Source organism: Thiorhodococcus drewsii AZ1, assembly GCF_000224065.1.
Taxonomy (GTDB): Bacteria; Pseudomonadota; Gammaproteobacteria; order Chromatiales; family Chromatiaceae; genus Imhoffiella; species Imhoffiella drewsii.
Genome location: NZ_AFWT01000001.1, coordinates 217,773 through 230,388 on the forward strand (window position 1 = coordinate 217,773; position 12,616 = coordinate 230,388).

The window sequence follows — 12,616 nt, forward strand, 5'->3', positions numbered from 1 at the left end:
CAAACCGATCACACCGACGGGAGACATCCGTGGAAGCGACCATTCAGCTCACCTACGCGCTCGACACCTTCTATTTCCTGGTCACGGGGGCCTTGGTCATGTGGATGGCCGCCGGCTTCGCCATGCTCGAAGCGGGGCTGGTCCGGGCCAAGAACACCGCCGAGATCCTCACCAAGAACTTCGCGCTCTTCGCGATCGCCTGCATCATGTATATGCTGGTCGGTTACGGAATCATGTATCCGTCGGAGGGAAACGGGTTGATTCCGGTCGTCGATTTGGGCTTCATGTTCGGTGGCGATCATGCTTTGGCCGATGTCGCTGCCGGCGGCATCAATCACGCCAAGATGTCCGATTTCTTCTTCCAGGTCGTCTTCGTCGCAACCGCCATGTCCATCGTCTCGGGCGCCGTGGCGGAGCGGATGAAGCTCTGGTCCTTTCTGCTCTTCGCCGTGGTCTTGACCGCCTTCATCTATCCGGTCCAGGGCTATTGGAAATGGGGCGGCGGCTGGCTGCAGGAGTTGGGGTTCAACGACTTCGCCGGATCCGGCGTGGTCCATCTGTGCGGCGCCTCGGCCGCCCTGGCCGGTGTTCTGCTGCTGGGCGCCCGCAGGGGCAAATACGGCAAAGACGGCTCCATCAACGCGATTCCGGGTGCCAATCTGCCGCTGGCGACGCTCGGCACCTTCGTGCTCTGGCTCGGCTGGTTCGGCTTCAATGGCGGTTCTCAGCTGGCGTTGACCGGATTCGAGAATACCAATGCCGTGGCGGCGGTGTTCGTCAACACCAACATGGCTGCGGCCGGCGGGACCTTGCTGGGCCTCGTCACGGCCCGGTTGCTGTTCGGCAAGGCGGATCTGACCATGGCGCTCAACGGGGCGCTGGCCGGTCTGGTCGCCATCACGGCCGAGCCGCTCACCCCGTCGCCATTGCTCGCCACCGCCATCGGCGGAATCGGCGGGATTTTGGTCGTTTTCGCCATCGTCGCGCTCGACAAGCTGCGTATCGACGATCCGGTCGGGGCCATTTCGGTCCACGGCGTAGTGGGCATGTGGGGGTTGATGGCCGTTCCACTCACCAATGATGAGGCGAGCTTCGCCGCTCAGGCCATCGGACTCGGCGCCATCCTGGGATGGGTCTTCACGACCTCGCTGATCGCCTGGCTCATCATCCGTCTGACACTCGGGCTGCGGGTCACCGAGGACGAGGAATACGCGGGGGTGGATCTCGCCGAGTGCGGGCTGGAGGCCTATCCGGAATTCGTGGGCTCGCGCCGTCCGACCTGATCTATCGTGTTGCGGGCGGCGTCAGCGGATGCCGCCCTCATGCTTTCGTTCCATTCTGGCAAATATCCTGCATGCCTCACCTGTGTCGAGCCATCCTGGTTTGGCAGCATCCATAAATTACATCTAAATCAGCTGTTTGCATTGTCTGCCCGCCGATCGAAATGGACGCGTCGCGGGGGCCTTTGTCGGGTCTCTGACATGACAGCTTCCAAAGGAAGAGGTATCCGAAGTGCAACCCACCGCCGCAAAAGCCGATCGCTATATCAGTTTCGAGGGGATCGAGTGTGACGATTTCGCGCGCCAGGTCGTGAGCTACATCCGCGACTGTATCGCAGAGGGGCAGAACCCCTCGGATTGGCAAGCCTATTTCGAGCGGAAACTGGTCGAGATCGCCGGGATCGGTCAGGACGAACTCTTCTTCGTCGGCAGTCAGGTCAACTATATCCGCGAGCTGTTCGAGCACCACGAGCATGCCGATGGCTTGGCCCTGCTCGACAAGATTGAGGACGAGTGCTGCTGAGCGCACTCACTTCATGCGGATCTGGCTCAGCATGCGCAGATTGAAGACCTTGCCGAGGGTTTCGATCAGTGTGTTGCCGGCGTCCGCGACCGAGACCCCGGACGCCAGGTCCGAGACCTGGGTCATCGCCAGTCCGGCATAGCCGCAGGGATTGATGCGCCGGAAGGGCTCCAGGTCCATGGCCACGTTCAGTGCGAGTCCGTGATAGCTGCAGCCGTTGCGGACTCTCAGTCCCAGCGAGGCGATCTTGGCGCCCGCTACGTAGACCCCAGGCGCATCCTGGCGCCGAGCGGCATCGATCCCGTAGGTATCGAGCAGATCGATGACCGACTCCTCCAGCAAATTCACCAACCGCTTGACGCCGAACCCGATGCGTCTGAGATCGAGCAGCAGATAGGCGACCAGCTGTCCCGGACCGTGGTAGGTGACCTGTCCGCCGCGATCGACCTGGATGACAGGAATGTCGCCGGGATCAAGCAGATGCTCGCGTCGTCCGGCCTGGCCCAGCGTGAAGACCGGCGGATGTTCGAGCAGCCAGATTTCGTCCAGCGTCTCCCGGTCGCGATCGTCGGTGAAGCGGCGCATCGCTTCCAGCGTTGCGCTGTAGTCCTGGAGTCCGGGCAGTCGCCGGAGCAGGAACGGATGCGGCGCGATGGCCTGTGCCTCCGTCACAGCGCCCATACCACCAGTTCGTGGGCCGTGAGTTCGCCATAGATGGCGTCGAGCTGAGGCTTGCTATGGGCCTCGATCACCACCGTGACCGCAATCCACTTGCCGCCCCGGCTGGGTCGGGTGCTCATGTGTTCGGGTTCGAAGCCTGGCGCGTGCCGGCTCAGGATTTCGGCCACCGCCGACTCCAGTCCACTCTCGGCCTTACCCATCGCCTTGATCGGGAAGCGGCAGGGGAACTCGAGTAGGGTCTCCTCGGTTTCAGATTCGGCCATTGCGCACCTGCGTCTTGTAGTCTTGATAGAGTGCGTCCATGCGTTGCCACATCGGCCCAGGGCGCCCGCTACCAACCGCTTGGCCATCCAGCCGAGTGACCGGAAGGACCTCTCGGGTCGAGCTGCTCAGCCAGATCTCGTCTGCCTGTCTCAGGTCCTCGATCGGGAAGGGTTCCTCGCGGAAATGCATACCGTGCCCCTCGGCCAGCGTCAGTGCCAGCTGGCGCGTGATCCCAGGCAGCAGCAGATGACCCGTGGGCGGGGTGACCAGATTGCCATCGCGCACCATGAAGACGTTGGAGACCGCGCCCTCGGTCACCATGCCATCGCGCACCATGATGGTTTCTAGCGCGCCGGCCTCTTCGGCCTCGCGGCGCATCATGACCGCCGCGATCAACGAGATGGATTTGATCTCGCCACGCAGCCAGCGGATATCGGGGCGCGTGATGCAGGCGACCCCGTGGGTCGCGATCTCGGGTTTGCGTGGTTTGAGCGGTTTGGCGACGGCCATGACCGTCGGCTCCACGCCGTCGGCGCAGAGATGATCGCGTTCGGGCGCGACGCCGCGCGTCACCTGCAGATAGATCGACTGATCCGGCGCGGGCGGCGTACCGATGAGCCGCTCGAATACCGAACGCCATTCCTCGCGGGTGAGCGGATTCGCGATCCCGGTGGCGGCGAGACTCGCGTCCAGACGGTCGAGATGGGGGTCGAGTCGCAGACAGTGACCGCCGTAGCTCGGGATCACCTCGTAGACGCCGTCTCCGAAGAGAAACCCCCGGTCCATGACCGAGACCTTGGCCTGATCGGAGGGCAGGAATTGACCGTTGAGATAGATTTCGTTCACTGGGGATACCGCATGGGTGCGATTGGCTTAGGCCGATCTCAGAACATCTGCAAGACGCTGTCTTTGGCCTTGCGCCAGAGACCGCCCTCGGGCATCTCCTGGAGCGCGACCAGGGGCACCCGGACGATCTCATTCTCGCCCAGGGTGACCACCACGTCGCCGATGCGCGCGCCCTGGGCGATGGGCGCCTTCAGCTGCTCGTTGGATTTCTCCAGATGGGCACTCAGCTTGTTATAGGCGCCTCGCGGAATGGTCGCGACGACATCCGTCGCGGGTCCAACCGGCAGCATTTCCTGTTCTCCGAACCAGACGCGCAGGTTCTCGATCGGCTGGTTGGCCGGGTAGAGCTGATGGCTCTCGAAATAGCGGAAGCCGTAGTTCAGGAGCGCCAGACTCGCCTGGGCGCGTGCGTTGGGACTCGTGGTGCCCATCACTACCGACACCAGTCGCATGTCGTCGCGTTTGGCCGAGCCGACCAGGCAGTAGCCGGCCGCATTGGTATGGCCGGTCTTGACACCGTCGGCGGAGGGATCGCGTTTCAGCAGGGGATTGCGGTTGGGTTGGGTGATGTCGTTGTAGGTGAACTCGCGGGTTCCGTACCAGGGGTAGTACTGGGGAAATTCGCGGATCAGGGCCATGGTGACCTTGGCCAAATCGCGCGCGGTGGTATGCAGGTCGGGATCCGGCAGGCCGTTGGGGTTGGTGAAGTGACTGTTCGTCATACCCAGCCGCTTGGCGTTCGCGTTCATCAGTTTGGCGAAGGACTCGGTCGTGCCAGAGACATGCTCGGCGAGGGCGACGCTGGCGTCGTTGCCGGATTGGATGATCATGCCCTTGAGCAGATCCTCGACGCTCACCAGCGTGCCGACCTCGATGAACATGCGCGAGCCCCCGGTTCGCCACGCCTTCTCGCTGACCATGACCTGATCGGTCAGGTTGATGCGCCCGGCCTCGATCTCGCGGAAGATCACGTAGGCGGTCATGATTTTGGTCAGGCTGGCGGGTTCGAGCAATTCGTCGGCGTTCCGCTCGGCCAGCACCTTGCCACTGTTGAAATCGAGCAGGATGTAGCCCTTCGCGGGCACTTCGGGTGCCATAGGAGTCGAGGTCGCGGCCATGCCCGAGAGCGGTAGCAGGCAAATGAAAAACGACAACAGCTTAAGCTTCAATGCTGATTTCATGGGCGATCCGGGGGTTGGTATGGCGGGAAAATACGGGGCTATTCTAACGCTCCGACTAGGGGTTTGGCATCCGGGGCGGCGTCAGTTGCCGATCCAGTGCGGCGATTCGAGCCCGAGACTGGTGATTTGCTGGGCCAGCCGGTTCGCGTCGTGCGCTGAAGGGATGGGGCCGATGCGCACTCGGTACAAAGGAGGGCCGTCTGACTGCGGGCTCAGTATGCGGATCTTCTCGGTGACCAACTGGCTGGTGAGGCGTGTGCGCAATTTCTCGGCATTCTTGGGATCGCCGAAGGCGCCGATCTGCAGATAAAGCGGTTGCCTGGTGCCGCGCGAAGCGGTTGTCTTGGTCTGGCTCGTCGGTGGCCGGCGTGTCGTCGAGACCTTCGTAGGCTTGGGCGTTGCGGCTTGCTCGGCCAGGAAGGGACCTCGATCGGAGTCGCGGTCCGATTTCGGGTGTCTCGGGTCGATGGCACGCACCTCGACCATCGCGGTTCCCTTCTTCGTTACGCCCAGCTTGACCGCCGCCGTGTAGGAGAGATCGATGATGCGCGACCCATGGAAGGGGCCACGGTCGTTGATACGGACCACGACGCTACGTCCATTCTCCGTATTGGTGACGCGGGCGTAGGTCGGTAATGGCAATGTCTTGTGGGCGGCGGTCATGGCGTGCATGTCGTAGATTTCGCCCGAGCTGGTCTTGCGTCCGTGGAAGGGCTCGCCGTACCAGGAGGCGAGGCCGCGCTCGACGTGACCAAGGCTGTTGCGGAGGGGGAAGAAACGCTTGCCGTGGACTACGTAGGACTCTGGATTGCCGGACTTGGCGAGCGGCTCGACCTTGGGAACGGCATCGGGGATACGGGCGATCTCGGGTGGGATCTCGTCGCCGTCGACCAGCTCGCCCTTGCTGGCACATCCGCCGAGCGTGGCAAGGATCGTGAGGCCGAGTAGCCAGAGCGTGAGTCCCGATCCGAATCGGCTAGCGGCGCTTTTCCTCACCGGGTTTCGCTGTATGGCGATTGCGATGTCTTGCATCCTGGTCTCTTTCGGTCGTGGCACGATCAGGATCCGTCGAGATGGCGGGCGCGGATCGACTCGCTCAGTTGGTGCACGGCCATTGCGTACAGATTGCTGTGGTTGTAGCGGGTGATGACGTAGAAATTTGTGAGTCCGATCCAGTATTCATCGCCATCCTCGCCATGTCGGCCGTCCCCATCGAGTCGCAACAGGGTCAGCGGCGTCTCCGCTGGCAATGTGGCGTCCCATTCGACCCCGGCGTTGCTGAGTGCTCCGGCGGTCAGGTTGGGGGCGAGCGGGGCCTTCTCGGCGATCGCCAACGTTTGCGGCGAATCCTGTGGTGATCGGGCCGGGTAGGCGACGGCCTCGCCGGAGCGCCAGCCATGTTGGCTGAAATAGTTGGCGACGCTGCCGATGACGTCGGCGTCGCTGTTCCAGAGATCGCGCCGTCCATCCCCATCGAAATCGACGGCGTAGGCACGATAGCTCGATGCGATGAACTGGGGCTTGCCCATGGCACCGGCATAGGATCCGACCGCGCGGAGCGGATCGATCTCTTCCTCTCGGGTCAGCCGCAGGAAATCCTCCAGTTCTCCACGGAAGAAGTCCGCGCGCGGCGGATAGGCGAATCCGAGCGTGCTTAGGGCGTCGAGCACCGGATAGGTGCCCACATTGGCCCCATAGTTGGTTTCGACTCCGATGATGGCGACGATGATTTCCTGCTTGACCCCGAAGGTGGCCTCGGCGCGCTCCAGTGTCGCTGCGTTCTCGCGCCAGAAGCGTGCGCCACCGCGAATGCGTTCGGGGGTGATGAATATCTTGCGGTAGTCGCGCCAGGGCTTGGCCTCGTAGGGGCGCTGGATGGCGTCGATGATGCTCTGGCGGTAGCTGGCCTGGGACAGCAGGCCCCGAAGCGTCTCGGCGTCGAATCCCTGCTCGCCGTCCATGTCGGCGACGAAGCGTTCGATGCCCGTCCGGTAGGCGTCGGGTGGCTCGGCGCTCGCGGCGAAGGAAAATCCTATGGCCAGTGCAATTCCAGCGACTGTCTTGCAACGCGGGGACATGAGGGCTCCAGGCAAGGCGCGATTCTAGAATTCACTCGCAGTATATGTGCAAGGCGATGCAAATTCAGCGCGATTGCGTCCGTTTATGGGTCTCGATCGACATGAGTATCCCGAATCCGGCCAGCAGCGTCACCATCGAGGTTCCGCCGTAGCTGATGAGCGGCAGGGGCACCCCGACCACCGGCAATAGACCCGAGACCATCCCGGTGTTGACGAAGACATAGACGAAAAAGACGAGCGTCAATCCGCCAGCCAGAAGTCGGCCGAAGTTGTCCTGGGCCTGGACCGCGATGAAGAGGCCGCGCAGGACGATGAAGAGATAGAGCGCCAAAAGGGCCAGGATGCCAGAGAATCCGAACTCCTCGCCGATGACGGCGAAGATGAAGTCGGTATGGCGTTCGGGCAGGAATTCGAGATGGGATTGGGTGCCGTTGAGCCAGCCTTTGCCCGAGATGCCTCCGGAGCCGATGGCGATCTGCGATTGGATGATGTGGTAGCCGGTACCCAGGGGGTCGGACTGAGGATCGAGGAAGGTCAGCACGCGCGCCCGCTGATAGTCGTGCATCCCGAACCACACCAGGGGGGCGATGGCGGCGGCCAGGAGCGCGAATCCCAGGATCATGCGCCAGCTCAGTCCGGCCACAAAGAGCACCAGGATTCCGGCGCTGGCGACCAGCAGCGAGGTGCCCAGATCGGGTTGTTTGGCGATCAGCACGACCGGAATCAGGGTCAGGGCGAGCGCCAACAGGACGTTCGTCGGTCGCGGCGGCAGGGGTCGCGAGGAGAGCAGCCAGGCCAGGGTCATGGGAACGGCCAGCTTGAGCACTTCCGAGGGTTGAAAGCGGAACACCCCGAGATCGAGCCAGCGTTGCGCGCCCTTGCCGATCTCGCCGACGATGAGGACGGCCAGCAGCATGAGGACCCCGGCCACGTAGAGTCCGGGCGACCAGCGACGGAGCGTTTCTGGTGAGATCTGGGCGATGGCGACCATGATGCCGAAGGCGAGCCCCAGTCGGGCGAGCTGGCGCTCGATGAGGCCCGCGTTCTGATCTCCGGCGCTGTAGAGCACGACCAGGCCGAAGCCGCAAAGCGCCAGCAGGGCGACCAATAGGGTAAGGTCGATGTGCAGACGTCGGAAAAGCCCGACATCCGGTATTGCGGTGTCGGCGCCGAGTCGCGACGAAACGGGTTTAATCGCCACCTTCGGCGTCTCCGGATGTCGTCAGGCGCGAGCCGCCCAGGAGGACGTCCATGACCTGCCGTGCGATGGGCGCGGCGACGGAGCCTCCGTGTCCGCCGTTCTCGACCATCACCGCTATCGCGATGCGCGGATCCTCTACCGGAGCGAAGGCGATGAAGAGCGCATGGTCGCGCATGTGCTCCGGCACCTTCGAGCCCTGGTAGGACTCCTTCTGCCCGATGCTGAAGACCTGTGCGGTACCGGTTTTGCCCGCGATCCGGTACTCCTTCGATCGGATACGCTTGGCCGTGCCTCGCGGGCTCTCGACCACCAGGCTCATGTCCTTGATGAGTTCGTCCCAATTGTTTGGCTCTCCGGCATCGATCTGTCGCGACACCACTGGAAACTCATCCTCGCGTGTCTCTCCCGGCAGACGCTTGGCACGCGCCATACGCGGCTCGATATAGTGACCGCTATTGGCCATGGCGGCCGTGGCCACGGCAAGCTGAACCGGTGTCGCCAGGAAGGCCCCTTGGCCGATGCCGACGATGAGCGTTTCGCCCGGATACCAGGGTTTATGGCGCACCCGCTCCTTCCACTCGGGCGAGGGCAGCAGTCCGGGCAATTCGCCCGAGATGTCGATGCCGCTGCGCTGCCCGAAGCCGAACTCGCTCAGGAACTCGTGCAGTCGTCGGATTCCCATGTGGTTGGCGAGCGCATAGAAATAGACATCGCAAGACTGCACGATCGCCTGCTGTAGGTTGGTGCTTCCGTGCCCGCCGCGTCGCCAGCAGCGAAACTTATGGCTCTGGCCAGGGAGCGAGAAATAGCCGGGGCAGAAGGTATTTTTTTCGGGCGAGGTCATGCCGGTCGCCAGTCCGCCGAGTCCGATGAAGGGCTTGACTGTCGAACCGGGCGGATACTGACCGCGCACCGCGCGGTTATAGAGCGGCTTGTCCGGGGCGTAGAGCAGTGCGTCGTAATCCTTCTGGCTGATTCCCTGCACGAAGAGATTGGGGTCGTAGCTCGGGTTGCTGACCAGCGCCAGCACGCCGCCGTTGCGCGGATCGATGGCGACCACCGAGCCCTTGAATTCCCCGAGCGCCTCGGTCGCGGCCCGCTGCAAGTCCATGTCGAGGTAGAGCAGCAGGTCCTGTCCGGGCACCGGCGGGGTGCTTTCGAGCGTGCGCAGGATACGTCCGCGCGCATTGACCTCGACCTGCTGATAGCCGACGCGTCCGTGCAGCACGTCCTCGTGCGCCTTTTCGACCCCGCCCTTGCCGATGAAGTTGGTGCCGGCGTAGTTGCCGGCGTCGATGTTGTTCAGGTCGCGCTCGTTGATACGTCCGACATAGCCGAGCGGATGCGCCGTCAGATCGGCGAGCGGGTAGGTGCGGATCAGCTCGGCATGCACCTCGACGCCTGGGAAGCGGTGGGCATCGACGGCGAAGCGCGCGACTTCGGTCGGAGTCAGGTTGAGTCGAATAGGCACGCCCTGAAAGCGCATACGCTGGCGCTTGAGTCGCTGGAAACGGGCGCGATCCTTGGCGTCGATCGGGATCAGTTCCGCGAGCGCCTCGATCGTTTCATCGAGGTTCGGGACCTTCTCGACCGTGATCTCAAGCGAGAAGCTCGGGTGGTTGTCGGCCAGCAGTCGCCCCTTGGCGTCGTAGATGAAGCCGCGCGTCGGTGGGACCGGAAGGATCTTCACCCGGTTGCCCTTGGAGAGCACCGAGAAGTGTTCGTACTGCTGGATCTGTAGATGCGCCTGGCGTAGCAGCGTCACCCCCAGTCCGAGGGTCACCAGCACCCCGGCGACGATGGCTCGTGCCTTGACGATACGCTGATCGCGCTTGCGGTCCTCCAGGCTGCTTTCGAGCATGGCTCAATCCGATCCGATGCGCCGCCCGGTGATCCGCAGCACCAGGAACAGCCAGGGCCACACCAGCAGGCTGCCGAAGGTTGCGCTCCAATAGCTTAGTGGCGGCATGGGCTGGCCGGTGGCACCGATAACCCAGAGCGACAGCAGGCGCTCGACCAACAGCAGAACCCAGATGAAGAATGCCTGCTGCCAGAGCGGGAACAGCAGGATGCCCGAGCGTAGCATGCCTGTGAGATAGGCGACCACGGACAGACCAAGGGCGTGCTCGCCCAGCAGGGATCCGGTGAGGACATCCAGCGTCAATCCGGCGAAGAAGGCCCAGAAGACGCCGATGCGTTGCGGCATGGCCAAGCACCAGAAGATGATCGCCAGCGTGACCCATTGTGGACGGTAATCTCCGATCGACTCGGGCAGCGGCAGGATGGTCAGCAGCATCGCCAGGACCAGGCTCAGGACCACGGGCCAGAGCCTGAGCGGTCGCCTCGCGCGTTTCACTCGGCGCCTCGCCTTTTGGGCGGTGCACCGGCCAACGCCTTGGGTTGGGCCTGGTCGCCGAGGGTCCATACCAGCAGGACCTCGCGGCTGCGGTCGATCTTGGCCGTTGGTGCGGCGATCACGGTCGTGAAGGGGTTCGCTGGATCTTGGCGGACCTTGGTGACGCACGCGACCGGATAGCCGGCAGGGAAGCGGCCGTCGAGGCCGGATGTGACGAGCAGATCGCCGACTCGGACGTCGGCGTTCTTGGGGATGTAGAGCAGCTCCAGTTCATCGCTCAGCCCGGTGCCTGCCGCGATGGTGCGCAGGCCGTTACGATTGATCTCCACCGGGAGCGCGTGGTCCACGTCCGTGATGAGGAGCACGACCGATGAGAAGGGTGTGGCCTGGATCACCTGGCCCATGACGGCGTTCGCATCCAGTACCGGTTGTCCGACGAAGACCCCGGATTTGGTTCCCTTGTTGACGACGACCTGCTGGCGATAGGGCGCCAGCTCGACTGCGCGAATCTCGGCAATCAGGACCCGCTCCCCGACGTCGAGCGAGGAACCGAGCAGATCGCGCAGACGCGAGTTCTCGGCCTCCAGCGCCTCGAATTGCTGCAGCTGGGCCTTGAGCACCAGATTCTCGCGATGCAGTCCATTGATGGTGTGGCGCAGCTCGCTGCCACTCGCCAGGAGGCCCTCGACCGTTTCGAGCAGCTGGGCCGGTTCGCTGGCCGCGATCAGCATCGGATGGATGGCGACCGAGACGGTGGAGCGGATCTGGTCGAGACGGTGATAGCGGTGGTCGGCGATGATCAGCCCAAAGGCGAGCAACACCGCCGCGATGACGCGGAAGGTGGGAGAGGGTCCTTTGGCGAACAGGGGTTTGATGATGTCCTTCCTCGACTCGGTCTCGGAACGAATGGGTGCTGTGAGGCTGCTGGCAGCTGGCTAGATGCCGTGCCGGCTCCCCCTCTTCTCACTCGGTGGCGAATAGACCCGTTTCCTGGGCGTCGAGCAGTTCCAACGCTCGTCCGCCGCCTCGCGCGACACAGGTCAAGGGATCATCGGCCACCACGACCGGCAGTCCGGTCTCTGCCTCGATGAGCCGGTCGAAATCGCGCAGCAGCGCCCCGCCGCCGGTGAGCACGATGCCGCGCTCGGCCACGTCCGCGCCGAGTTCGGGAGGCGTCTGTTCGAGAGCCATCTTCACCGCCTCGACTACCACGGACAGGGGTTCCTGGAGCGACTCCAGGATCTCGTTGCTGTTGAGCGTGAAACTGCGCGGAACCCCTTCGGCGAGGCTGCGTCCCTTGACGTCGATCTCAAGCACCTCGCTGCCGGGAAATGCGGAGCCGATGCAATGCTTGATGCGCTCCGCCGTCACCTCGCCGATCTGGGTGCCGTAGTTGCGTCGGACGTAATTGATGATGGCGTCGTCGAAGGTATCGCCGCCCACGCGCACCGATTCCGAATAAACGATGCCGTTGAGCGAGATGACCGCAACCTCCGAGGTGCCGCCGCCGATATCGATCACCATGCAGCCACGCGGTTCGTGAACCGACAGCCCGGCGCCGATCGCTGCCGAGATGGGCTCCTCGATGATATAGACCTCGCGGGCGCCGGCTCCAGCGGCGGACTCCTTGATCGCGCGTCGCTCCACCTGGGTCGATCCGCAGGGCACGCAGATGAGTACGCGCGGCCTCGGTTGGAGCATGCGCGACTCGTGAACCTTGTGAATGAAATATTGGAGCATCTTTTCGGTGACCGTGAAGTCGGCGATGACGCCGTCCTTCATGGGCCGGATTGCGGTGACGTTCTGCGGTGTGCGGCCGAGCATCTGCTTGGCCTCCTCGCCGACCGCTAGCACGGTTTTGCCGCCGCCGGTTTTGTCATGACGAACCGCGACAACCGAGGGCTCGTTTAGCACGATACCTTGTCCTCGGACGTAGATGAGCGTGTTGGCGGTTCCAAGATCGATCGACAGATCGTTGGCAAACATTCCGCGAATGCTTCGGAAAAACATCTGGTAGTAACCTTCCAGTTGGAGGCGGACGCCAGGCCCACGGTGGCGTCCGGGACCAGCTTGGGAGTCGAGATGCAGGAACGGCAAGGCAATTGGGCCGTTAATCTAACAACGCGGCTGAGGATCGGCAAGGAGGAGGGAGCGCGGCATACCAAATGGGTGGTGGCGTGCGGCGCCTGAGTGCGTGAGTTTTCGC

The 12,616-nt window shown here is 63.4% G+C and carries 13 protein-coding genes; 2 read left to right on the forward strand and 11 right to left on the reverse strand.

The genetic code is table 11. The features are described 5' to 3' along the window. Positions 1 to 29: 29 nt before the first annotated feature. On the forward strand, positions 30 to 1,283 hold the full coding sequence (locus THIDRDRAFT_RS00905; protein ID WP_007038897.1) for an ammonium transporter: 1,254 nt from the start codon (positions 30 to 32) through the stop codon (positions 1,281 to 1,283). Positions 1,284 to 1,512: 229 nt separating this feature from the next. Beyond that, on the forward strand, positions 1,513 to 1,803 hold the full coding sequence (gene cowN, locus THIDRDRAFT_RS00910) for a N(2)-fixation sustaining protein CowN (RefSeq protein WP_007038898.1): 291 nt from the start codon (positions 1,513 to 1,515) through the stop codon (positions 1,801 to 1,803). 6 nt (positions 1,804 to 1,809) lie between these two features. Here cowN and lipB read toward each other — a convergent pair whose 3' ends face one another. From lipB to THIDRDRAFT_RS00965, 11 genes are all read right to left on the reverse strand, one after another. Continuing rightward, the gene (lipB, locus tag THIDRDRAFT_RS00915) at positions 1,810 to 2,484 is read right to left on the reverse strand and encodes a lipoyl(octanoyl) transferase LipB (protein WP_007038899.1); all 675 of its coding nucleotides are present in this window, start codon (positions 2,482 to 2,484) and stop codon (positions 1,810 to 1,812) included. Next, positions 2,472 to 2,747, reverse strand: a complete 276-nt coding sequence (locus THIDRDRAFT_RS00920) for a YbeD family protein (RefSeq protein ID WP_007038900.1) — start codon at positions 2,745 to 2,747, stop codon at positions 2,472 to 2,474. Before THIDRDRAFT_RS00920 ends, lipB begins: the two co-directional genes overlap by 13 nt. Continuing rightward, the gene (locus THIDRDRAFT_RS00925; protein ID WP_007038901.1) at positions 2,734 to 3,594 is read right to left on the reverse strand and encodes a D-amino acid aminotransferase; all 861 of its coding nucleotides are present in this window, start codon (positions 3,592 to 3,594) and stop codon (positions 2,734 to 2,736) included. The genes THIDRDRAFT_RS00920 and THIDRDRAFT_RS00925 overlap by 14 nt, the downstream gene beginning before the upstream one ends. 38 nt (positions 3,595 to 3,632) lie before the next feature. Continuing rightward, positions 3,633 to 4,775, reverse strand: a complete 1,143-nt coding sequence (locus THIDRDRAFT_RS00930) for a D-alanyl-D-alanine carboxypeptidase family protein (RefSeq protein WP_007038902.1) — start codon at positions 4,773 to 4,775, stop codon at positions 3,633 to 3,635. A gap of 81 nt (positions 4,776 to 4,856) precedes the next feature. Beyond that, positions 4,857 to 5,807, reverse strand: coding sequence for a septal ring lytic transglycosylase RlpA family protein (locus THIDRDRAFT_RS00935; protein WP_007038903.1), 951 nt, complete (start codon positions 5,805 to 5,807; stop codon positions 4,857 to 4,859). 26 nt (positions 5,808 to 5,833) lie between these two features. Beyond that, complete coding sequence (mltB, locus tag THIDRDRAFT_RS00940) at positions 5,834 to 6,853, reverse strand: lytic murein transglycosylase B (protein WP_007038904.1); 1,020 nt, start codon at positions 6,851 to 6,853, stop codon at positions 5,834 to 5,836. A gap of 64 nt (positions 6,854 to 6,917) precedes the next feature. Further along, positions 6,918 to 8,054 carry a rod shape-determining protein RodA gene (rodA, locus tag THIDRDRAFT_RS00945; RefSeq protein ID WP_007038905.1) on the reverse strand — a complete coding sequence of 379 codons (1,137 nt, stop codon included), beginning with the start codon at positions 8,052 to 8,054 and terminating at the stop codon, positions 6,918 to 6,920. Beyond that, positions 8,044 to 9,915: a penicillin-binding protein 2 gene (mrdA, locus tag THIDRDRAFT_RS00950; RefSeq protein WP_007038906.1), complete on the reverse strand. Its 1,872-nt coding sequence runs from the start codon at positions 9,913 to 9,915 to the stop codon at positions 8,044 to 8,046. The genes rodA and mrdA overlap by 11 nt, the downstream gene beginning before the upstream one ends. Positions 9,916 to 9,918: 3 nt before the next feature. Further along, entirely contained in the window at positions 9,919 to 10,410 is a 492-nt protein-coding gene (mreD, locus tag THIDRDRAFT_RS00955) for a rod shape-determining protein MreD (protein ID WP_007038907.1), read from the reverse strand. Continuing rightward, positions 10,407 to 11,231 carry a rod shape-determining protein MreC gene (gene mreC, locus THIDRDRAFT_RS00960; RefSeq protein ID WP_007038908.1) on the reverse strand — a complete coding sequence of 275 codons (825 nt, stop codon included), beginning with the start codon at positions 11,229 to 11,231 and terminating at the stop codon, positions 10,407 to 10,409. Before mreC ends, mreD begins: the two co-directional genes overlap by 4 nt. Positions 11,232 to 11,373: 142 nt before the next feature. After that, positions 11,374 to 12,420: a rod shape-determining protein gene (locus THIDRDRAFT_RS00965; RefSeq protein WP_007038909.1), complete on the reverse strand. Its 1,047-nt coding sequence runs from the start codon at positions 12,418 to 12,420 to the stop codon at positions 11,374 to 11,376. Positions 12,421 to 12,616: the final 196 nt, after the last annotated feature.